The following is a 19,982-nucleotide window of genomic DNA, read 5'->3' as shown; positions in this document are numbered from 1 at the left end:
CCTTGATCCACGGCCCAGCCGCGCGTGCGGGCCAAGCGTAGAATCGCGCCACCACTGCTGGGGGGAGTGCTCGATGATCGCCGTTGCCATTGCCTGGTTCCTGCTCGGCCTGCTGCTGCTGGCGCTGGGCGGGGACTCCATCGTCAAGGCCGTGTCCGGCCTGGCCCAGCGTTTCGGGGCCAGCCCGTTCACCGCCGGGCTGCTGCTGCTCGGGGTAACCACCTCGTTGCCGGAACTGGCGGTCAATGCGCGCGCGCTGGCGGTGGGCCAACCGGAGCTGGCCCTGGGCAACGCGGTGGGCAGCAGCATCGTCAACCTGGGCCTGACCCTCGCCGTGGCGGCCATGGCTGCGCCCCTGCTGCTGCGCGCACGCCTGCAGACGGTGCTGTGGTGGTCGCTGCTGGCGGCGGGTGTGCTGCTGATCCTGTTCGGGCTTGATGGCGGCCTCGCACGTTGGGAGGGCGGCATACTGCTGGCCGGCTTCATCGTGGTGCAGGTGCTGCTGCTGCGCCGTGGCCGTAGCGAGAGCGCCGAGGTGCAGGCGGCCATCGCCGAATCCGCACTGAGCCGCACCAGCCTGCCGTTGAACGTGCTGCGGGTGCTGATCGCCGTGCTGGCCCTGTACTGGGGCGCGCGCCTGGTGGTGGGCGCCGCCGCGGACTTCGGCGTAGCCCTGGGCTGGACGCCCCTGCTGGTCGGCCTGCTGCCGGTGGCAATCGGCACCGCACTGCCGGAGGTGGCCACCGCCATCGCCGCCGCGCGTCGCGGGCATGGCGACATGGTGCTGGGCCACGTGCTGGGTTCCAGCGTGGTCAACCTGCTGCTGGTGATTGGTGCGATGGCAGTGCTGCAGCCGCTGGCGTTGCCGGCCTCGTTCGTGCGCCTGGAGCTGCCGGCGCTGCTGGCGTTCGCGCTGGTGCTGTACCCGATGCTGCGTGGCGACCTGAAGATCAGCCGCGGCGAGGGCGCAATCCTGCTGGTCGCGTTCGTCGGCTGGTTCGTGCTGGAGCTGCTGCTGGTGGGCGCACCGGCGTTGTAGATCCACGCCATGCGTGGATGCGGTTGATTTCGTGCCGACCAACGGTCGGCACCCACCACCGATCACCCGGTGGGTGCCAACCTTGGTTGGCACTCGCGCAAACAATGCGCCGACCAAGGTCGGCCGCTACCGGATTTACCGGCCCTGCGTGGTCTCTTCTTCCCGCACCGGTTCCGGCGGCGGCAGCTGCTCTTCGGCGGCCGGCTCGTTGCCCGGCAGGCTGGGGCGGGTTTCCATTAGCAGTGACAGCGCGGCCTTGGCCATCATGTGTGCGCTGATCGGCGCGGTGATGAACAGGAACACGGTGATCAGCAGCTCGCGCGGCTGCGGGTCCTGGCCCAGGAAGATGTGGTAGCAGACCGAGCACACCAGCACGCAGCCCACGCCCAGCGTGCTGGCCTTGGTCGGTGCGTGCAGGCGCTTGAAGAAGGTGGACAGCTTCACCAGGCCCAGTGCGCCGACCAGGATGAAGAAGCAGCCGAACAGCAGCAGGATCGACAGGCCGATCTGGATCGCGGTGATCATTCGACGATGTCCCGGCGCAGCACGAACTTGCTCAGCACCACGGTGCTGCCGAAGCCGAGCATGGCGATGATCAGCGCGGCCTCGAAGTAGATCGGTGAGTTGAGGTACATGCCGAACAGCATGAGTTCGGCGATCGCGGTCACCGACAGCGTGTCCAGCGCGAGGATGCGGTCGGGCACGGTCGGCCCGCGCAGCAGGCGCCAGGTGGCCAGCAGCATCGCCAGGCCGACCACGTGCATGCACACCACCAGCGTGGTCTGGATGACTTCAAAACCGGTCATGGGAAGATCTCCATCAACGGCGCCTCGTAACGGCGCTTGATCGTATCGATCAGGTCCTGCGGGTCCTCCAGGTGCAGCACGTGCACCAGCAGGTACTTGCGGTCGTCACTGAGCGCGGCCGAGACCGTGCCCGGGGTCAGGGTGATCATGCTGGTCAGCGCGGCGATGCCGTGGATGTTGGCGATGTCCAGCGGCAACCAGATGAAACCGGGGTGGATGTTCTTCTCCGGGCCGAGCACCTGGATGGCGACGCGGATGTTGGACATCAGGATGTCCCACAGGGTCACGCACAGCAGTTTCGGCAACGGGCGCAGGGTGCCGATGCGCGCGAACTCGCGGTCCAGGCGTGCAGCGAACAGCGGCACCACCACGCCCAGCACCAGCCCCAGCACGATCTGGCCGAGGGTGAAGCTGTCGGACATCAGCAGCCAGAACGCCACCACCATGATGCTGAGCATCGGCGAGGGAATGACGCGGCGGAACAGGGAGCGCTGGGCGGTCATGGCTGGCGGATCTCCGGCGTGGTCGCACGCAGCTGCTGCACGTACTCACTGGGGTGCAGCAGCTGTGCGGCGGTGGCGTCGGTGTAGCGCATCAGTGGGGCGGCGCCCAGGGTCATGCCGATGCCGTAGCCCAGCAGGATGCAGGCGGCGTAGAGCTCGACCCGGCGCAGGCGTGCCTTGCGCGGCTTCGGTGCCTCGGGATCGACCGGTGGCACGCGCCAGAACAGGCGGATGCCGCCGCGGGTCAGGCCCATGATCACCAGCAGGCTGCTGACCAGCACCGCGGTCCAGACGGGGGCGGTGTACTGTGCCGGCATGCCAGCCAGCAGCGCGGCCTTGGCCAGGAAGCCGGACAGCGGCGGCAGGCCGGCCACCGACACTGCGCCGATCAGGAACAGCACCGCTGGGGTTTCCTTGCCCGGCATCGGTGCCACCACTTCCTTGCGGTCGCTGGCGCCACCACGTCGGCGGCGGATCAGGTCGGCAATCAGGAACAGCGCGGCGGCGACGAAGCTGCTGTGTGGCAAGTAGTACAGGCCGGCTGACAGCACCTGCGGCGTGCCTACCGAGAAGGCGATGAACAGCGTGGCTGCCGACACGATCACCAGGTAGGAGATCAGCACGCGCAGGCGGGTTGCGGCCAGCGCACCCAGGCCACCGAGCACCAGCGTTGCCACGCCGGCCCACAGCAGCCAGTCGCGGCCATAGCCGGTCATCGCGCCGGCATCGTCGCCGAACCACAGCATCTGGATGCGCAGCACCGAGTACAGGCCGACCTTGGTCATGATCGCGAACAGCGCAGCCACAGCGGCCGGCGCGCGCGAATAGGCTTCCGGCAGCCACAGGTACAGCGGCATCAGTGCGGCCTTGGCGCAGAACACCAGCAGCAACAGGCCCATCGTCGCCTTCACCAGGGTCAGCTGCGCCGCTGGCACCTCGGCGATGCGCTGCGACAGCTCGGCCATGTTCAGCGAGCCCAGCGAGGCGTACAGCAGGCCCAGCGCGATCAGGAACAGGGTCGAGGCGGTGACGTTGAACACCACGTAGTGCAGGCCGATGCGCATGCGCAGGCCGCGGCCACCGCTGAGCAGCAGGCCGTAGGAGGCGATCAGCATCACCTCGAAGAACACGAACAGGTTGAAGATGTCGCCGGTCAGGAACGCACCGTTGAGGCCCACCAGCTGGAACTGGAACAGTGCATGGAAGTGCGGTGCGCGGCGGTCCCAGCCCGAGCAGGCATGCAGCAGGCAGGGAATGGCCAGCAGCAGGGTGGTCAGCAGCATCCACGCCGACAGCCGGTCGGCCACCAGCGCGATGCCCAGCCGCGACGGCCAGTCTCCCAGCAGGTAGACGTTGATGTCACCGCTGGCCGTGCTGGCAAACAGCAGGCCCACCGCCAGGGCCAGCGCCGACAGCGCGGCCCAGGCCACCGCGCGCTGCACTCTGGGGCCATAGCGGCGGTGTTCGACGAACAGCGACAGTGCAGCACCCAGCAGCGGAATCAGGATAGGCAGGATCACCAGATGATTCATGCGCGGTCCTCGTCCTGGCGCGGCGGCACGCGCTCATCCTGCAGGTCGTCATCCGGTTCGTGGGCGTCCACGTGGTCGCTGTGGTTGTCGCTGCGGCTGCGCATGGCCAGCACGATGCTCACGGCAGTCATCGCGAAGGCGATCACGATCGCGGTCAGCACCAGTGCCTGCGGCAACGGGTCGGTGTAGTTGCCGAGATGGCTGTCCACACCTTCCTGCAGCACCGGCGCCTTGCCCAGCACCACGCGGCCACCGGCAAAGATCAGCAGGTTGGTGGCGTAGGACAGGAAGGTCATGCCGAGGATCACATCGAAGCTGCGCGCACGCAGCAGCAGGTAGATGCCGATGGCGGTCAGCACGCCGATCGCGGTAGCCAGGGCCAGTTCCATCAGTGCATCTCCCCGGTGCGGGCCGAACGGCGTTGCAGGTCGATCTCACCCTTGCGGGCGGTGCGGGTACGCGACGGCTTGATCGTGCCCATCATCGACAGCATCAGCATGGCGCCGCCGAACACCACCAGGTAGACGCCGATGTCGAAGCCGATGGCACTGGCCAGCGGCACGTCGCCGATCAGCGGCAGGTGCAGGTCCAGGTGCCCGCTGGTCAGGAACGGTACGCCGAACAGCATCGAGGCACTGCCGCTGAGCAGGGCGATCAGCAGGCCCATGCCGATGCAGCGGATGTAGTCGAAGCCGAAGCGCGATTCCACCGACGCGGTGCCCTGGATCACGTACTGGATCAGCAGCGGTACCGCCAGCACCAGGCCGGCGATGAAGCCACCGCCCGGCGCGTTGTGGCCGCGCAGGAACAGGAAGATCGACACGGTCAGGGTCAGCGGGAACATGATCTGCGCCAGGTCGGCCGGTACCGGCAGCTTGATCGGCGGGCCGGGCATGATCTGCTCCGGCGCCATCCGCGTGCGCCGCAGCAGGGCGTGCACCACCAGCGCGGCGATGCCGAACACGGTGATCTCGCCGAAGGTATCGAAGCCGCGGAAGTCGACCAGGATCACGTTGACCACGTTCTGGCCGTACGCCTCGGGCAGGGCGCGGGCGAGCAGCTCGCCGGCCATGGTGTTGGGCGGCAGGGTCATCGCCGAATAGGCCAGCGCGCCAAGCCCGGCACCGGCGATGATGGCGATCACCGCATCGCGCCGCTTGCGCCAGCGCGGCCGCTCCGGTCCGGACTGCGCGGGCAGGTAGTTCATGCCCAGCAGCATCAGCACCAGGGTCACCATCTCGACCAGCAGCTGGGTCAGGGCCAGATCGGGTGCGGACAGGAACACGAAGGTCAGCGCCACCATCAGGCCGACACCGCCCACCAGCAGCACCGCCAGCAGGCGCTGCTTGTAGACGCGCAGGGTGGCCACCGCACAGGCCATCATCACCAGCCACAGCGCCCAGCCCAGCAGCGGGATCGGCTGCGGTTTGGTCCAGTTCGGCGAGGCCGGGTTGGCGATGTAGGGCGCGGCGGCCACGGTGATGGCCACCAGCACCAGGCCCAGCAGCATGCGCTGCAGGCTGCCATTGGCGATGCCGTTGGTCAGGCGCATGGCCAGCGCGGAGATCGCATCCAGCTGTGCATGGAACACGTTGCGCCCGGTGGTGCGGGTTTCCACGCCGTGCAGGTTGATCAGCCTGCGCAGGCCGAAGTACAGCGCCACGCCACCGACTACGCCGATCGCGCTCATCGCCAGCGGCAGGTTGAAACCGTGCCACACCGCCAGGCTGTACTCGGGCATGGCGTTGCCGAGGATCGAGGCCGCAGCGGCATGCAGCACCGGCGCCACGGTCAGTGCCGGGGCGATGCCTACCGCCACGCAGATCACCACCAGCAGTTCCACCGGCACCTTCATCCAGCGCGGCGGTTCATGCGGCACGCGGTCCAGGTCGTGCGGGCCGGGGCCGAAGAAAGTGTCGTGCACGAAGCGCAGGCTGTAGGCCACGCCCAGCACGCCGGCCAGCAGCGCGGCGATCGACACCGCCGTGCGCATCGCGCCCGGGCCGCCACCGGCGGTCAGTGCCTCGGCGAACAGCATTTCCTTGGACAGGAAGCCGTTGAGCAGCGGGATGCCGGCCATCGCCAGCGAGGCGATGATCGCCAGCGCGCTGGTGAACGGCATCAGCTTACGCAGGCCTCCGAGCTTGCGCATGTCACGGGTGCCGGTTTCGTGGTCGATGATGCCGGCGGCCATGAACAGCGAGGCCTTGAAGGTGGCGTGGTTGAGGATGTGGAACACGCCGGCCACCACCGCCATCGGCGTGGACAGCCCGAACAGCAGGGTGATCAGGCCCAGGTGGGAAATGGTCGAGTACGCCAGCAGGCCCTTCAGGTCATGCTGGAAGATCGCATTCCAGGCGCCGATCAGCAGGGTCAGTGCGCCGATGCCGCTGACCGTGTAGAAGAACAGGTCGCTGCCGGCCAGTGCCGGATGCAGGCGCGCCAGCAGGAACACGCCGGCCTTTACCATGGTGGCCGAGTGCAGGTAGGCCGAGACCGGGGTCGGCGCCGCCATCGCGTGCGGCAGCCAGAAGTGGAACGGGAACTGCGCGCTCTTGGTGAAGATGCCGGCCAGCACCAGGAACAGGGCATACGGATACAGCGCGCTGGCGCGGATCTGCTCGCCGGCGGCCAGTACCACGTCCAGGTCGAAGCTGCCGACGATGCGGCCGATCAGCAGCACGCCGCCGAGCAGGGCCAGGCCGCCGCCGCCGGTGATCACCAGCGCCATGCGCGCGCCTTCGCGGGCGTCCTGGCGGTGCGACCAGAAGCCGATCAGCAGGAACGAGCTGATGCTGGTCATTTCCCAGAAGATCATCAGCAACAGCAGGTTGCCCGACAGCACCATGCCCAGCATGGCGCCCATGAACAGCAGCAGGTAGGAGTAGAAGCGGTGCGCGTTGTCCTGCTGGCTCAGGTAGTAGCGCGCATACAGCACCACCAGCGCGCCGATGCCCAGTACCAGCCCGGCGAACATCCAGGCCAGCCCGTCCAGGCGCAGGGTGAAGTCCAGGCCGATCTGCGGCAGCCAAGGGACCATCGTCCGCACCACCTGGCCGTCGAGTACGGACGGGGTCAGCCAGCCGAGGATGGCCAGCCCGCCCAACGGCGCCAGCGCCGCCAGCCAGGCAGCAGTCGAGCGCGAACTACGGGGGAAGGCCGCAACAGCCGCTGCCATCAGGAACGGCAGGGCCAGCAGCAGGGGCAGGCTGGGGAGCATGCAGGGAATCCATGATTCACGAGCAGGTCAGGGAGGATAACAGGCCGCGAAATGTCGCCGAAACCCATCGAACAGCGATCAATTGCATGTAACGTTCGCTGATTCATTTTTTCTGCGGTGCAGCATCACGTTCCTGCAGTCCTTCCCCGGTTGCCCTCGGGGACACCCTACGCCCACGCAGGGAGACCGCAGGCCCTGTCGCACAGGGGCTGCCGTCGACGGGCGGGAAGTGGGGAGCGAGTCACCGGGGCAGGCTGGCAGGGCCGTCGTGGAGTGCGGGTGACGGAATCTGCCCGTTCAGGAAACGACGGCCGCCGTCGGCCGCCCGCAGTTCAATAGCGCCAGTCGAGCTTGCGGTAGAACTTGGCCATCACCCAGGCCGGGCCGATCAGCAGGTAGGTCAGGTCGGTCAGGAAGCTGGGCTTGCGGCCCTCGAACGTGTGGCCGATGAACTGCGCTACCCAGGCCACCACGAACACGCCCACCGCCAGCCAGCGCAGGGCCTGCAGGCCGATCTCGGCCTCCAGCAGGCGGCACAGGCAGCCGAACACGAAGAACTGGATGAGCATGCCGATGCCCAGCGGGCGCGACAGCTTGTTGTAGAAACACCACGCACTGAACATCGCGAACGCCGACCAGATGCCGTACTGGAGCCAGGTGATCAGCGGCGGCAGGCACCACAGCAGGGCCACCACCGACCACAGGATCGCCGGTACCGCCACCACGTGGATGCGCTGGTTGATCACATTGCGGTGGTCGTCGGAGTAGCTGGCGAAATAGCGGTCGATCGGCCGCGCAAGCTCGGTGGATGTCTGCATGCGGCCAGCATACTCCCGCCAGGGCCGACAGTAGAGCCAGGCCATGTCTGGCTGCGGATTCGCCGAGGTTGCCGGCCAGCGGCCGGCACTACCACCAAAATGAAACGCCCCCGGCGGTCCGGGGGCGCAGGCGGATCAGTCGACGCTGATCCCGGCCAGGCGCTGCAGCGCCTCGGCGTACTTGGCGCGGGTGCGCTCGATGATCTCGGCCGGGATGCTCGGGCCCGGGGCGGTCTTGCCCCAGTCCAGCGTCTCCAGGTAATCGCGCACGAACTGCTTGTCGTAGCTCGGCGGGCTGGTGCCCACTTCGTACTCGTCGGCCGGCCAGTAACGCGAGGAATCCGGCGTCAGCATCTCGTCCATGATGTACAGGCGGCCATCGGCGTCGGTACCGAACTCGAACTTGGTATCGGCCAGGATGATGCCACGCTCGCGGGCGTAGTCGGCGGCGAACTTGTAGATGCGCAGGGTGGCATCGCGCACGCGCTCGGCCAGGTCCGCACCGACCTGCTTCACCATCGCATCGAAATCGATGTTCTCGTCATGGTCGCCGACGGCGGCCTTGGTCGAGGGGGTGAAGATCGGCTCCGGCAGCTGCTCGGCCTGGCGCAGGCCATCGGGCAGGTCGATGCCGCTGACCTTCCCGGTGCGCTGGTAGTCCTTCCAGCCGCTGCCGATCAGGTAGCCGCGGGCGATCGCTTCCACCGGCACCGGCTTCAGCTTGCGGGTGACCACCGCACGCTTGGCGTACAGGGCCGGATCCACGCCCTCGGGCAGCACGCTGGCCACGTCGATGCCGGTCAGGTGGTTGGGCATCAGGTGCGCGGTCTTGGCGAACCAGAAGTTGGACACCTGGCAGAGCATCTCGCCCTTGCCCGGGATCGGGTCGGGCAGGACCACGTCGAACGCCGACAGGCGATCGGTGGCCACCATCAGCAGGTAGTCGCCCGGCGGGGTCCCTGCAGGCAGCCGCTCGCGCGGGATATCGAACACATCACGCACCTTGCCGCGATGGCGCAAGGGCAGGCCGGGGAGATCGGATTGCAACAGCGTGGTTGGCACGGGCACTCCTGGGGCGTTGTCGATACGGCTGCCCAACGGACCCGGCGGGCCCGCTGACCAGCGGGCGGCCTAGTGTAAAGCCGTCCGGGCCCGCTGTGACGTAAAATGAGCGTCCATTTCGTCGGTCGACCCCGGAGCGCCATGCGCTGGTACGGAAAACTGCTCGGATTCATCGCCGGCGCCCTGCTGTTCCGGCCCAATCCGCTGTTTGGCGCGGTGGTCGGCCTGTTGATCGGCCATGCCTTCGACTCGGACTGGTTCCGCCTGAACAAGGAGAACCCGTACCGGGAGCTGGGGCTGACCTCCGAGGCCACCGATGCCGAGGTAGAGCGCGCCTATCGCAAGCTGATCTCGCAGTACCACCCCGACAAGCTGGGCGGTGCCGCCCCCGAGCTGCAGCAGCAGGCCGAGCAGAAGTCGCGGCGGATCAACGCCGCCTACGACCGCATCAAGACCCTGCGCAAGCGCTGACCCGACAGTCCCGCCTGCGGGCGGGAGAATCCTTTCCCCGTTCCGAAGGCCCCGGCCATGTCCAACTGCCTCATCGCCCCGTCCATTCTCTCCGCCAACTTCGCCCGCCTCGGCGAGGAAGTCGACAACGTCCTCGCCGCCGGTGCGGACTGGGTCCACTTCGACGTGATGGACAACCACTACGTGCCGAACCTGACCATCGGCCCGATGGTCTGCCAGGCCTTGCGCAAGCACGGCGTCACCGCGCCGATCGACGTGCACCTGATGGTTGAGCCGGTGGACCGCATCATCCCGGACTTCGCCGAAGCCGGTGCCACCTACATCAGCTTCCACCCGGAGGCCAGTCGCCACGTGCACCGCACCATCCAGCTGATCCGCTCGCTGGGCTGCAAGCCGGGCATTGTGCTCAATCCGGCCACCCCGGTGGACATCCTCGACTGGGTGCTGGATGACCTGGACCTGGTGCTGCTGATGTCGGTCAACCCGGGTTTCGGTGGCCAGGCCTTCATCCCCTCGGCGCTGGACAAGCTGCGCGTGGTGCGCAAGATGATCGACGCCAGCGGCAAGGACATCCGCCTGGAGATCGACGGTGGCGTGAAGGCCGACAACATCGGTGAGATCGCCGCCGCTGGCGCTGACACCTTCGTCGCCGGCTCGGCCATCTTCAACGCCAAGACCAGCTACCAGGACGTGATCGCGCAGATGCGCGCCAACGTCGCTGCGGCGCGCTGACAAAAAGGGGACGGAGGGGATTAAGCTCGCCTGATCCCCTCCGTCCCCCTGCTTCTGCTCATGGCACTCCTGAACATCCGTCCGGCCACCGTGGCCGATGCCGGCCTGATCCTGCACTTCATCCGTGAGCTGGCCATCTACGAGAAGGCCGAGCATTCGGTGCAGACCGATGAGATCGGCATCGCCGAGAGCCTGTTCGGTGCCGACGCGACCGCACGCGCGTTGATCTGCGAAGCCGACGGTGAGGCCATCGGCTATGCGGTGTATTTCTACAACTACTCCACCTGGCTGGGCCGCAAGGGCATCTACCTGGAAGACCTGTACGTCAGCCAGGAAAAGCGCGGCGTCGGCGCAGGCAAGGCGCTGCTGAAATACATCGCCCGGCAGGCCGTGGCCGAAGGCTGCGGCCGCTTCGAATGGTCGGTGCTGGACTGGAATACCCCGGCCATCGAGTTCTACACCGCCGCCGGCGCCAAGCCGCAGGACGAGTGGACCGTGTACCGGCTGGAAGGCGCTGCCCTGAAGGCATTTGCCGGGTAGCCGCCAAGTGGATGCGCTGACCCTGCCGCAACGCATCACCCTGCTTCGCCAGCAGCTGCCCGCGTCCATCCGTATCTGCAGGCAGGCACTGATGGAATCGGGCGGGGATCTTGCCGTGGCGCATGCCTGGATCGTGCGCCGGCTGGTTGCCGAGTACAGGCAGCGCACGGGCGCCCCGGTGGATGAGGCCGCCGCCGACCTGCAGCGGTGCGGCCATGATGTCGAGCGCGCGCTGGTGCTGTGGCAGCGCCGCTATCCAGCACCGCTGCTGCCTCCCCTGGAGCGGATCGCGCAGGGGCATCCGCTGGCAGCAGAGCTCCCAGCACAGGACGACCTGCGCCGGTTCGTGCATGTCCTGCCGGATGCCTACGGTGCCTTCGAGGCGCGTCTTGTCACCCACGCCGCACGCTTCACCGAAACCGCCTATGGCTTCGACTATGACCTGGCCATGCAGGATCCGCTGACGCGGGTCGAGCGCCGGTTTGCCGATGGCATGGCGGCACTCGCCATCCTCCTGCAGCAGCACGGCATCGAGCCCGCAGAGCTGCGCGACGTGGATGATTTTGACAGCTGCCTGCTGCACAGCCCGATCGACGCCTATCTCTGAGCCGTCGCGGCAAGGCAAAAAAAAAGACCACGCCAAACCCCGGCGTGGCCTCGCTGCATGCGTGGGAGGCTGATCCTGCCTCCATCCGTCGTCCCTGCTATGGCCTTCCATTCTCCGGTTGCTGAATGACATCTGCGTGACATTCACCGCGGACAAACAGCGCATTGCTAGCCTGTGCGCCCCCGTCCTGGAAGCACCACATGGCCGCACCGCGCTGGCGCCTGATCCTCAATGGCAAATCCGCTGGCAACGATGAGTTGCGCGACGCCGTCGGCCATTGGCGCGGGCAGGGCGTGCAGCTGGAAGTGCGGGTGACCTGGGAGGACGGCGACGCCGAACGCTACGTGGCCGAGGCGATTGATCATGGCGTGGACGTGATCGTGGCTGCTGGTGGCGATGGCACGCTCAGTGCGGTGGCCGAGACCCTGGCCCACCGTGAGGAACCGGCGGATGCGCTGCCATCACTGGCGCTGATTCCGATGGGGACCGCCAACGACTTCGCGACTGCTGCCGGCATTCCCACCGAGCCGAAGGAGGCCTTCGGCTTGATCGGGCAGGCGACGCCGCATGCGATCGATCTCCTGCGCGTGGACGCCGATGGCACCCACTGGTGGTGCGCCAACCTTGCCAGCGGTGGTTTTGGCACGCAGGTAACGGTGGAGACCGATGCCGGCTTGAAGAAGATGCTGGGCGGGCTGGCCTACGTGATCACCGGCATCGCCAAGCTGGGTCGCATCGAGCCGATCACCGCGCGGCTGTCCGGCCCGGACTTCGCGTGGGAAGGCGACTTCATCGCGCTCGGCATCGGCAATGGCCGCCAGGCAGGCGGTGGCCAGCAATTGTGCCCGCAGGCACTGATCGATGATGGGCAGCTGGACGTGACGGTGCTTCCGGAGCTGGAGGGGGAAGTCACTGCCACGCTCGGCCAGATGCTGAAGTCCGGCACCCAGGCCGCGCTGGAACAGCTGGCAACGCGCGCGCGGCTGCCATGGTTGCAGGTGGAGTCCGAGCGCCCGCTGACGCTCAACCTGGACGGTGAACCGGTACAGGCGCGCCAGTTCCGCATCGCGTGCGTGCCGGGCAGGGTGCGGATGCACCTGCCCGTGGGCTGTGCACTGTTGTCCGAGCCGCGCTGAGCCGCACCGGAAGTCCTACAACGGCGGTATGTCCTGCTCCTTCGCCGGGAACCCGAATGCTTCACGCTTCTCGCGGATGTACTGCGGCAGCGGCGGCCGGGCAATGCCGTGATCGATCAGCCACTGCTGGCACTTCTTCTGCCACGGCAGCAGGTCCGGTGTGGTGATTTCCCAGTAGATCGCTTCGACCATGGCCATCCGATCGGGCGCGCCCGGTTGCGCCGATGACGGCGATGCAATCGTGGGGTCCGCACCATGTTCAAGCAGCCAGTAGGCCTGCTCGAAGCCGCCACGGCCGGTGTACCAGCTCAGGACCGTATCGGCCTGGCCGATGTTGGATTCGTTGACGTGTGCGCCGCGCTCCACCAGCAGCTGGATGTTCTTCCACAGGTTGCCGGAAATGAAGGCCTGGAACAGCAGCGTTTCGGTATTGGAGGTGCGCGTGTCCGGGTCGCCGCCATGATCCAGCAGGAGGGCCAGGTAGCGCGGATCGTCCATCTTCGCGGCATAGACCATGGCGTTGTTGTGGCGGAACGTCTCGCCGTCCAGCGTTTCAATACGCCGTGCATTCGGATTGGCGCCGTTGTCGAGCATCGCGCGCAGGCCTTCCAGGTTCCGCGCGCGCAACGGCCACGCGATGAGCGGAATGCCATCCTGCTTCGAGAACTCCTTGTCGGGGTTCACGCCTTCGGTCTTGATCAGGCGCGTGATCGTCGCCGCATCTCCCTGTTCGGCGGCAATGGCCAGCTCCAGGGCCTTGCCTTCGAAATAGCGCTCCGCGCCATGTGAAGACGTGCGCGCGCAGGCGCTCAGCAGTATCAGCAGCATCATCGCCAGCCAGGAGAATGGCGTAAAGGAACTGTGAGGGTGACGGTGCATGTGATTCCTTGACATGGACGCGTTCGGGGGATGATAGCGTTGGCCGTGGTCATTCCAGCAGGTCCTGGATGACCACGTCTTCACTGCTGAGCAATGGAGTCTGCCATGAGCGGTCACGATCCCGAGCAGCAGGAACGCCTGCTGCAGGCCCGCGCCAGGCGCGTCCAGGCGCAGCAGCACCTGGTCGAGCAACTGCAGGGCGGTGGACACGCCACCGAAGCGGCGCGCCTGCGCGAGACCTATCACGCCCGCGAGCTGGGTTCGCTTGCTGATGATGTGTATGCCTCGGCAAAGGGCAAAGGAGAACCGCCGGTCGGGTGGACGCGAGCCAGTGCCGTGACCGACCCGGACACGCTCAAAGCAGCGGGCATCAGCCTGGGGGCAGCCGACCTGAAGAAGCTGATGCGGCCGAACGACTCGGGTTTCCGCGCAGAGATCTACATTCCGGACAAAAGGGTGTTCGGTGATGACGCCAAGCCGGTGCTGGTGTTCAAGGGATCCACGGGCGAAATCATCGATCCCCGGGCGAAAGGCGGGCGGCGTGAGTCCGGAGGCGAGGATTTCCTCAACAACGGACGCCAGGGCGTGGGCATGCAGAGTGACTACTACGATCGGGCCATGGCACTGGCGAGTCGCTTGAAGACCTCCGGTACCCACTTTGAACTCGCCGGTCATTCGCTTGGCGGCGGCATGGCCTCCGCCGCTTCGGCGGTGACCGGTGTACGTGCGACCACCTTCAATTCGGCGGGCCTGCATCCGGCCACCGCCGATCGCTACGCGAAATCCCACGGATTGCCGGTGTTCAATACGCGCGACACGGTGCACACCTACCAGACCTCGGGTGAAGTGCTCAACGATGTGCAGAACGGATTGAAGCGGCTCAACGAGCATCACCGGCAGGGCTTTGGCCTGCTGGCCAGCGAGACCAGCCAGCTGCTGCGCCAGCCCGGCGTGCAGCAGATGGTTACCCGCAAGCTGCAGGAGATGATGCCGGCCGGTGCGCAGACGGCCACCGCCCAGCTGGTTGACCAGCTGGCGTCGAAATCCGGGGCGGAGGCATTGCGCAATGTTCCGGTGGCCGCGGGCAGGATGGAACTGTTGCTGGATGCCAAGACCGAAGTGAATGGAAAGGTGGTGGACCGCCGCCATCGAGAAGCGCCAAGCCAGCTTGCCGAATACGGTGGCCCGTTGGCCGAGGTGCTGATCGCAGGTGCGCGTGGCATGCGTGCCGGACGGGTTGCCGGTGAACATGTCGAGCAGGTCGGCGCGCTGGCGGGCCGGGGCATGAGCCTGTCCGGCGTGGCCGTCGAGCGTGCGTCGACCCTGCAGGGAAATGCGATCGGCACCGTGGTCGACTACGGTGGAAAGAGCATGCGGGTCGGCATCGAAGGCGGTGCGACGGTCATTGCCAAGGGACGCGAGCTGCAGGGTCTGGTCGAATCGGTCAGCCACCGCGTGCAGGCCAAGGGCAGTTACGGCTGGAACATCGGGGCCAGCGTGCTGGGTGCGCTCGGTGCCGACGACATGGCCAGGCAGATGCGCGAGCACGGTGACGCGGCCCGCAATCAACACGAAACCAAGGCCCGTGAAGCCACCCGTGAAGCAGCGGCGGATGCCGGCCGCATCCGCGCCGGCGGCCATCATCTGGGCGGCCAGCTGCAGCAGGGCGTGCATGGCGTGGCCAATGGGCTGCGCAATGGCTATGCCGTGTACGGCGCGACTTTCCACATGGGCATGAACTGGAGCAGCCATCAGATCACCGGGCTGACCTCGCAGGCGCCGGCCGTGCTGGCCGGCACCGTCGGGCTGGGTGCGATGGCCAACAAGGGCATTGCCACGCACCTGCCCACGCCGGCACTGCCGCAGAACCTGGTCAACCTTGCCAAGACGTCGTGGGTGATCGGGCGCGGCAGTGCGACCATGGGGGAGTCGGTGGACCGGCATGGCATGAGCGAGACGATGAACCCCAGTCTCGACGCGGCAATCGCGAGCCAGGAGGCGGCCGCGCGCAAGCTGCTTGGACGGCCGCATGCGCAGCTGCAGGAGGGGGCCGCGAAGATGCCAGCGCTGAACGATCCGGGGCACATCGACTTCCATCTGTTCAAGGGCGCGCAGACCGGCGTGCACGGCCTCGATGTGGCACATGGCCGCATCCCGAACCTGCAGAGCGACCAGCTGGCCGGGGCGTTGGCTGCGCAGGCCAAGCGCGATGGGCTGCAGGCCATTTCCCATGTGCTGCTCAGTGACGACCGCACGCGGGCATTCGCGGTCGATACCCCGGATCTGCAGGCGGCCCACCGCCGACATGCGCACGTGGACGTGGCGGCCGGCATGGCCCAGCCGCTGGCCGTGAGCACGGCGCAGGTTGACGCCCTGAACACCGGTCGCGAACAGGTGACGGCGGCTGGACTGGCCCAGCAACAGGGGCTGGAGGCCCAGGAGAACGCCCGGCGGATGGGCTAATGGCCGAATGAACCGCGCCGCGGCGGCGGGGTTCCCCTCCCGCCCCGGCTGCGATACAGTCAAGGGGTGTCCAGCCTGACGACCCCGCATACCCTTTCTTCCGCACGCCGTTGGTGGCGATGGTGGCCCGTTGCCGTCGTCCGCCCCCATAACGCTGTGTCCCGGAAGGAAAGTCGTCTTGAACTCGCACGCTCAGTTTCAGCAGCAGGCCGCTGAAGGCCACACCCATATTCCCGTCGTCCGTGAAGTGCTGTCCGACCTTGACACGCCGCTTTCGGTCTATCTGAAGCTCGCCGACGGCCCCAATACCTACCTGTTTGAATCCGTCGAAGGCGGCGAGCGCTTTGGTCGTTACTCGATCATCGGCCTGCCGGCGCGCCGCGTGTACGCCTTCCACGGCCATACGCTGACCGTGCGCGAAGACGGCCAGATGGTGGAAACCCGCGAGGTGGCCGACCCGTTCGCCGAGGTCGAGGCGCTGCGCAGTGCTCACTCGGTGCCCAAGCTGGACGGCCTGCCGGGCTTCACCGGTGGCCTGGTCGGCTGGTTCGGTTTCGAATGCATCGGCTACATCGAACCGCGCCTGGCGCCGCCGGCCGGCCGTGATGAACTGGGCACCCCGGACATCCTGCTGCTGGATTCCAATGAGCTGGCGGTGTTCGACAATCTCAAGGGCCGGCTGTACCTGATCGTGCATGCCGACCCCCGGGTCGAGGGCGCCTTCGAGCAGGCCCAGGCCCGCCTGGATGCACTGACCGCCAAGCTGCGCGCACCGGGCGCCGGTTATCCCGCGCCGCTCAACAGTGATGTGCTGGACGAGTCCGATTTCGTCTCCGGTTTTACCCGCGAAGGCTTCGTCGATGCGGTCCAGCGCAGCAAGGAATACATCCGCGCCGGTGACATCTTCCAGGTGGTGCTCAGCCAGCGCCTGAGCGTGCCGTTCAAGGCGCGCCCGGTGGATGTGTACCGCGCGCTGCGTGCACTGAACCCGTCGCCGTACATGTACTTCCTGGATGTCGGCGACCTGCAGGTGGTCGGCTCGTCGCCGGAAATCCTGGTGCGTCTGCAGGATGGCGAAGTCACCGTGCGCCCGATCGCCGGTACCCGTCCGCGCGGTGCCACCGTCGAGCAGGATCTGGCGCTGGAAGCCGAACTGCTGGCCGATCCGAAGGAACGCGCCGAGCACCTGATGCTGATCGACCTCGGCCGCAACGATGCCGGTCGCGTGTCCAAGGCCGGCACCGTGGAAGTGGGCGAGCAGTTCGTGATCGAACGCTACAGCCACGTCATGCACATCGTCAGCGAAGTGACCGGGCAGCTGCAGCCGGGGCTGAGCTATGCCGATGTGCTGCGCGCCACCTTCCCGGCCGGCACGGTCAGCGGCGCGCCGAAGATCCGCGCGCTGGAGGTGATCCGCGAGCTGGAACCGATCAAGCGCAATGTCTATGCCGGCAGCATCGGCTACATCGGCTGGCACGGCGATGCCGATACCGCGATCGCGATCCGCACCGCGGTGATCAAGGATGGCCGCCTGTACGTGCAGGCCGGCGCCGGCATCGTCTACGACTCGGACCCGGACAAGGAATGGGACGAGACGATGAACAAGGGCCGCGCGCTGTTCCGCGCCGTCGCCCAGGCCGCCAAGGGCCTGTGAGCCTTTCCGTGCCGTGGCCTGCGCCGCGGCACCGTCCGCTGTTCCCATTCAAGACAAGGAGTACCGCATGAAGCTGCTGAGCGCATTGCTGTGGTCGTCACTGCTGGCCACGATGGCCCCGTCTGCGTGGGCGCAGGCCAATACCATTCCCTCGCAGCCGCACCTGCTGGTGAAGGGCGAGGCGCGCCGCGTGGTGATGCCGGACAGGTTCGGCCTGCAGTTGAACATCGAAGAGACCGACATGGATGCCGACGCCGCGCGCCACCGCGTGCAGGACAACGTCGCGCGCGTGCTGGCGCTGTTCAAGCAGCACAAGGCGGTGGAAGGCAGCGTGCGCGCGGACAACCTGCGTATCGGTCCGGCGACGCGCTATGAGCAGAACCGGCAGGTCTTCATCGGCACCCGCGTGTCGCGCCAGCTGCGTGCCAGCTTCGCCAGCGTGAAGGCGATGCAGGACGTGCTGGGTGCGCTGAAGGCCAACGAGAACGTGCAGGTCAGCAGCGTGGCCCCGACCTACTCGGGCGAAGTGGCGCTGCGACGCGAACTCAAGGGCGAAGCAGCGGCCAAGACCCGCGAGTCCGCGCAGGGCCTGGCCAAGGCCTATGGAACGAAAGTGCGTGGCCTGTACAGCATCTCCGACGTGGCGCCGGACTTCGCCTACGGCATCCAGGCCGGGCAATGGCCGCAGCCGGGCGAGGATGGTGAGTATCTGGACAGGATCTCGGTGACCGGCAGCTATGCACCGGCCTCGGCACCTGCGCCCGGTGCACCGGAGTCCATTGAAGCCGGCCCCATCACCTACACCGAAAACGTATACGCCATTTTCCTGATAAGCGACGGAACCTGACCATGTTGTGGATGATCGACAACTACGACAGCTTCACCTACAACCTCGTGCAGTACCTGCAGACGCTGGGCGCCGAAGTGAAGGTGGTGCGCAACGATGCGATGAGCGTGGACGAGATCGCCGCGCAGAAGCCCGAGCGCATCGTCATCTCGCCTGGCCCGTGCACGCCCAACGAAGCGGGCGTGTCGCTGGAATTGATCCAGCGCCTGGGCCCGACCACGCCCATCCTCGGCGTGTGCCTGGGCCACCAGGGCATCGGCCAGGTCTACGGTGGCACGGTCATCCGCGCGGGCAACATCATGCACGGCAAGACCTCGCCCATCCGCCATGAAGGCAAGGGCGTGTTCGCCGGTCTGCCGGATCGTTACCAGGCCACCCGCTACCACTCGCTGGTGGTGGACAAGCACAGCCTGCCCGATGCGCTGGAAGTGACCGCCTGGACCGAGAACGAGGACGGCTCGATCGAAGAGATCATGGGCCTGCGTCACCGCCAGTTCCCGGTGGAGGGCGTGCAGTTCCACCCCGAATCCATCCTCACCGAACACGGCCACGCCCTGCTGCGCAATTTCCTGCAGCGTCCGGCGGCCTGATCCAAGGAGCATTCCCATGAGCTTCTCCCCCCAGGAAGCCCTGCAACGCACCATCGAGCACCGCGAAATCTTCTTCGACGAAATGGTCGACCTGATGCGGCAGATCATGCGCGGCGATGTCTCGCCGATGATGACCGCCGCCATCCTCACCGGCCTGCGGGTGAAGAAGGAAACCATCGACGAGATCGCGGCCGCGGCCACGGTCATGCGCGAATTCGCGCTGGCGGTGCCGGTGGCCGATACCACCCACCTGGTCGACATCGTCGGTACCGGTGGCGATGGCTCGCATACCTTCAACATCTCCACCTGCGCGATGTTCGTGGCGGCCGCAGCCGGTGCGCGCGTGGCCAAGCATGGCAACCGCAGCGTGTCGTCCAAGTCCGGCAGCGCCGATGCGGTCGAAGCACTGGGTGCCGCCATCGAACTGCAGCCGGCCCAGGTGGCCGCGGCCATCGAGCAGACCGGCATCGGCTTCATGTTCGCGCCGATCCACCATCCGTCGATGAAGGTGGTCGCGCCGGTCCGCCGCGAGATGGGCGTGCGCACCATCTTCAACATCCTCGGCCCGCTGACCAACCCGGCCAGCGCGCCGTCGGTGCTGATGGGCGTGTTCCACCCCGATCTGGTGGGCATCCAGGCGCGCGTGCTGCGCGAGCTGGGCACCGAGCGCGCCATGGTGGTCTGGGGCCGCGACAACATGGATGAGATCTCGCTGGGCGCCGGCACCCTGGTGGGCGAGCTGCGCGACGGCAAGGTGCGCGAGTACGAGATCCACCCGGAAGACTTCGGCATCGCCATGTCGGCCAGCCGCAACCTGCGCGTGGACGGCCCGGAGCAGTCCATCGCCATGCTGCGCGCCGTGCTGGACTACCAGCAGGGACCGGCACTGGACATCGTGGCGCTGAATGCCGGCGCCGCGCTGTACGTGGCCGGCGTGGCCAGCGACATCGGCGATGGTCTGGCCCGTGCCCGTGCAGCCATCGCCAACGGCAGCGCCCGCCAGCGCCTGCAGCAGTATGTGGAGACTACCCGCGCGCTGGTTGCCTGAGCGCGCGGTTCAGCCTGACCCTTTTGATGGCCGAT

General features: G+C 67.0%; 20 protein-coding genes. 11 read left to right on the top strand and 9 right to left on the bottom strand.

Translation table 11 applies throughout. The features are described 5' to 3' along the window. Positions 1-73 precede the first annotated feature (73 nt). Positions 74-1,039 carry a sodium:calcium antiporter gene (locus G5A07_RS12250; RefSeq protein ID WP_100446899.1) on the top strand — a complete coding sequence of 322 codons (966 nt, stop codon included), beginning with the start codon at positions 74-76 and terminating at the stop codon, positions 1,037-1,039. A 135-nt stretch (positions 1,040-1,174) separates the two neighbouring features. Here the strand turns inward: G5A07_RS12250 and G5A07_RS12245 are convergent, their stop codons facing one another. The 8 genes from G5A07_RS12245 to G5A07_RS12210 all read right to left on the bottom strand — a co-directional run bounded on the left by G5A07_RS12245 (position 1,175) and on the right by G5A07_RS12210 (position 8,980). Next, positions 1,175-1,564: a Na+/H+ antiporter subunit G gene (locus G5A07_RS12245; RefSeq protein WP_010482673.1), complete on the bottom strand. Its 390-nt coding sequence runs from the start codon at positions 1,562-1,564 to the stop codon at positions 1,175-1,177. Beyond that, positions 1,561-1,845 (bottom strand): K+/H+ antiporter subunit F, encoded by a 285-nt coding sequence (locus G5A07_RS12240; RefSeq protein ID WP_005411334.1) that lies wholly within the window; start codon positions 1,843-1,845, stop codon positions 1,561-1,563. The genes G5A07_RS12245 and G5A07_RS12240 overlap by 4 nt, the downstream gene beginning before the upstream one ends. After that, positions 1,842-2,348 carry a Na+/H+ antiporter subunit E gene (locus G5A07_RS12235; protein ID WP_049435698.1) on the bottom strand — a complete coding sequence of 169 codons (507 nt, stop codon included), beginning with the start codon at positions 2,346-2,348 and terminating at the stop codon, positions 1,842-1,844. Before G5A07_RS12235 ends, G5A07_RS12240 begins: the two co-directional genes overlap by 4 nt. Beyond that, positions 2,345-3,880: a monovalent cation/H+ antiporter subunit D gene (locus G5A07_RS12230; protein ID WP_191863367.1), complete on the bottom strand. Its 1,536-nt coding sequence runs from the start codon at positions 3,878-3,880 to the stop codon at positions 2,345-2,347. The genes G5A07_RS12235 and G5A07_RS12230 overlap by 4 nt, the downstream gene beginning before the upstream one ends. Further along, positions 3,877-4,269 carry a Na+/H+ antiporter subunit C gene (locus G5A07_RS12225; protein ID WP_010482669.1) on the bottom strand — a complete coding sequence of 131 codons (393 nt, stop codon included), beginning with the start codon at positions 4,267-4,269 and terminating at the stop codon, positions 3,877-3,879. The genes G5A07_RS12230 and G5A07_RS12225 overlap by 4 nt, the downstream gene beginning before the upstream one ends. Continuing rightward, entirely contained in the window at positions 4,269-7,100 is a 2,832-nt protein-coding gene (locus tag G5A07_RS12220; RefSeq protein WP_191863366.1) for a monovalent cation/H+ antiporter subunit A, read from the bottom strand. Before G5A07_RS12220 ends, G5A07_RS12225 begins: the two co-directional genes overlap by 1 nt. Positions 7,101-7,432: 332 nt before the next feature. Beyond that, positions 7,433-7,918 (bottom strand): Mpo1-like protein, encoded by a 486-nt coding sequence (locus G5A07_RS12215; protein WP_191863365.1) that lies wholly within the window; start codon positions 7,916-7,918, stop codon positions 7,433-7,435. 135 nt (positions 7,919-8,053) lie between these two features. Further along, the gene (locus G5A07_RS12210; protein WP_008266180.1) at positions 8,054-8,980 is read right to left on the bottom strand and encodes a phosphoribosylaminoimidazolesuccinocarboxamide synthase; all 927 of its coding nucleotides are present in this window, start codon (positions 8,978-8,980) and stop codon (positions 8,054-8,056) included. Between the two features lie 141 nt (positions 8,981-9,121). On the opposite strand from G5A07_RS12210, the gene G5A07_RS12205 reads away from it, so the two are divergent. The 5 genes from G5A07_RS12205 (at position 9,122) to yegS (ending at position 12,466) form a co-directional block, all read left to right on the top strand. Beyond that, positions 9,122-9,451 carry a DnaJ domain-containing protein gene (locus tag G5A07_RS12205; RefSeq protein ID WP_005411327.1) on the top strand — a complete coding sequence of 110 codons (330 nt, stop codon included), beginning with the start codon at positions 9,122-9,124 and terminating at the stop codon, positions 9,449-9,451. Between the two features lie 57 nt (positions 9,452-9,508). After that, the gene (gene rpe, locus G5A07_RS12200) at positions 9,509-10,183 is read left to right on the top strand and encodes a ribulose-phosphate 3-epimerase (RefSeq protein ID WP_032127160.1); all 675 of its coding nucleotides are present in this window, start codon (positions 9,509-9,511) and stop codon (positions 10,181-10,183) included. A 60-nt stretch (positions 10,184-10,243) separates the two neighbouring features. Then, positions 10,244-10,723: a GNAT family N-acetyltransferase gene (locus G5A07_RS12195; RefSeq protein WP_049480638.1), complete on the top strand. Its 480-nt coding sequence runs from the start codon at positions 10,244-10,246 to the stop codon at positions 10,721-10,723. A 7-nt stretch (positions 10,724-10,730) separates the two neighbouring features. Beyond that, complete coding sequence (locus G5A07_RS12190) at positions 10,731-11,330, top strand: hypothetical protein (protein ID WP_049480640.1); 600 nt, start codon at positions 10,731-10,733, stop codon at positions 11,328-11,330. Between the two features lie 200 nt (positions 11,331-11,530). Then, positions 11,531-12,466, top strand: a complete 936-nt coding sequence (gene yegS, locus G5A07_RS12185) for a lipid kinase YegS (protein ID WP_010482660.1) — start codon at positions 11,531-11,533, stop codon at positions 12,464-12,466. A 15-nt stretch (positions 12,467-12,481) separates the two neighbouring features. Here the strand turns inward: yegS and G5A07_RS12180 are convergent, their stop codons facing one another. Continuing rightward, a complete protein-coding gene (locus G5A07_RS12180; protein ID WP_224328685.1) occupies positions 12,482-13,345 on the bottom strand; it encodes an ankyrin repeat domain-containing protein in 864 nt (287 codons plus the stop codon). Between the two features lie 105 nt (positions 13,346-13,450). Here G5A07_RS12180 and G5A07_RS12175 point away from each other — a divergent pair, with 105 nt between their 5' ends. From G5A07_RS12175 to trpD, 5 genes are all read left to right on the top strand, one after another. Continuing rightward, a complete protein-coding gene (locus tag G5A07_RS12175) occupies positions 13,451-15,808 on the top strand; it encodes an XVIPCD domain-containing protein (protein WP_191863364.1) in 2,358 nt (785 codons plus the stop codon). Positions 15,809-15,986: 178 nt separating this feature from the next. Beyond that, positions 15,987-17,462, top strand: coding sequence for an anthranilate synthase component I (gene trpE, locus G5A07_RS12170; protein WP_049411792.1), 1,476 nt, complete (start codon positions 15,987-15,989; stop codon positions 17,460-17,462). A 67-nt stretch (positions 17,463-17,529) separates the two neighbouring features. Then, positions 17,530-18,309, top strand: a complete 780-nt coding sequence (locus G5A07_RS12165) for an SIMPL domain-containing protein (RefSeq protein WP_010482656.1) — start codon at positions 17,530-17,532, stop codon at positions 18,307-18,309. 2 nt (positions 18,310-18,311) lie between these two features. Next, entirely contained in the window at positions 18,312-18,899 is a 588-nt protein-coding gene (locus G5A07_RS12160; protein ID WP_049448425.1) for an aminodeoxychorismate/anthranilate synthase component II, read from the top strand. 16 nt (positions 18,900-18,915) lie between these two features. Then, positions 18,916-19,947, top strand: a complete 1,032-nt coding sequence (trpD, locus tag G5A07_RS12155) for an anthranilate phosphoribosyltransferase (RefSeq protein ID WP_191863363.1) — start codon at positions 18,916-18,918, stop codon at positions 19,945-19,947. Positions 19,948-19,982 lie beyond the last annotated feature (35 nt).

Source organism: Stenotrophomonas sp. AS012628 (assembly GCF_010608305.1).
Classification (GTDB): Bacteria; Pseudomonadota; Gammaproteobacteria; order Xanthomonadales; family Xanthomonadaceae; genus Stenotrophomonas; species Stenotrophomonas geniculata.
The sequence above is the reverse complement of the archived record's forward strand: the minus strand, read 5'-3'. Positions and strand labels throughout refer to the sequence as shown.

What these genes read in the sequence shown, in the direction of transcription:
- G5A07_RS12250 (WP_100446899.1), top strand. Translation starts at nt 74, where the DNA reads ATGATCGCCGTTGCCATTGCCTGGTTCCTGCTCGGCCTGCTGCTGCTG.
- G5A07_RS12245 (WP_010482673.1), bottom strand. Translation starts at nt 1,564, where the DNA reads ATGATCACCGCGATCCAGATCGGCCTGTCGATCCTGCTGCTGTTCGGC.
- G5A07_RS12240 (WP_005411334.1), bottom strand. Translation starts at nt 1,845, where the DNA reads ATGACCGGTTTTGAAGTCATCCAGACCACGCTGGTGGTGTGCATGCAC.
- G5A07_RS12235 (WP_049435698.1), bottom strand. Translation starts at nt 2,348, where the DNA reads ATGACCGCCCAGCGCTCCCTGTTCCGCCGCGTCATTCCCTCGCCGATG.
- G5A07_RS12230 (WP_191863367.1), bottom strand. Translation starts at nt 3,880, where the DNA reads ATGAATCATCTGGTGATCCTGCCTATCCTGATTCCGCTGCTGGGTGCT.
- G5A07_RS12225 (WP_010482669.1), bottom strand. Translation starts at nt 4,269, where the DNA reads ATGGAACTGGCCCTGGCTACCGCGATCGGCGTGCTGACCGCCATCGGC.
- G5A07_RS12220 (WP_191863366.1), bottom strand. Translation starts at nt 7,100, where the DNA reads ATGCTCCCCAGCCTGCCCCTGCTGCTGGCCCTGCCGTTCCTGATGGCA.
- G5A07_RS12215 (WP_191863365.1), bottom strand. Translation starts at nt 7,918, where the DNA reads ATGCAGACATCCACCGAGCTTGCGCGGCCGATCGACCGCTATTTCGCC.
- G5A07_RS12205 (WP_005411327.1), top strand. Translation starts at nt 9,122, where the DNA reads ATGCGCTGGTACGGAAAACTGCTCGGATTCATCGCCGGCGCCCTGCTG.
- rpe (WP_032127160.1), top strand. Translation starts at nt 9,509, where the DNA reads ATGTCCAACTGCCTCATCGCCCCGTCCATTCTCTCCGCCAACTTCGCC.
- G5A07_RS12195 (WP_049480638.1), top strand. Translation starts at nt 10,244, where the DNA reads ATGGCACTCCTGAACATCCGTCCGGCCACCGTGGCCGATGCCGGCCTG.
- yegS (WP_010482660.1), top strand. Translation starts at nt 11,531, where the DNA reads ATGGCCGCACCGCGCTGGCGCCTGATCCTCAATGGCAAATCCGCTGGC.
- G5A07_RS12180 (WP_224328685.1), bottom strand. Translation starts at nt 13,345, where the DNA reads ATGCACCGTCACCCTCACAGTTCCTTTACGCCATTCTCCTGGCTGGCG.
- G5A07_RS12175 (WP_191863364.1), top strand. Translation starts at nt 13,451, where the DNA reads ATGAGCGGTCACGATCCCGAGCAGCAGGAACGCCTGCTGCAGGCCCGC.
- G5A07_RS12165 (WP_010482656.1), top strand. Translation starts at nt 17,530, where the DNA reads ATGAAGCTGCTGAGCGCATTGCTGTGGTCGTCACTGCTGGCCACGATG.
- G5A07_RS12160 (WP_049448425.1), top strand. Translation starts at nt 18,312, where the DNA reads ATGTTGTGGATGATCGACAACTACGACAGCTTCACCTACAACCTCGTG.
- trpD (WP_191863363.1), top strand. Translation starts at nt 18,916, where the DNA reads ATGAGCTTCTCCCCCCAGGAAGCCCTGCAACGCACCATCGAGCACCGC.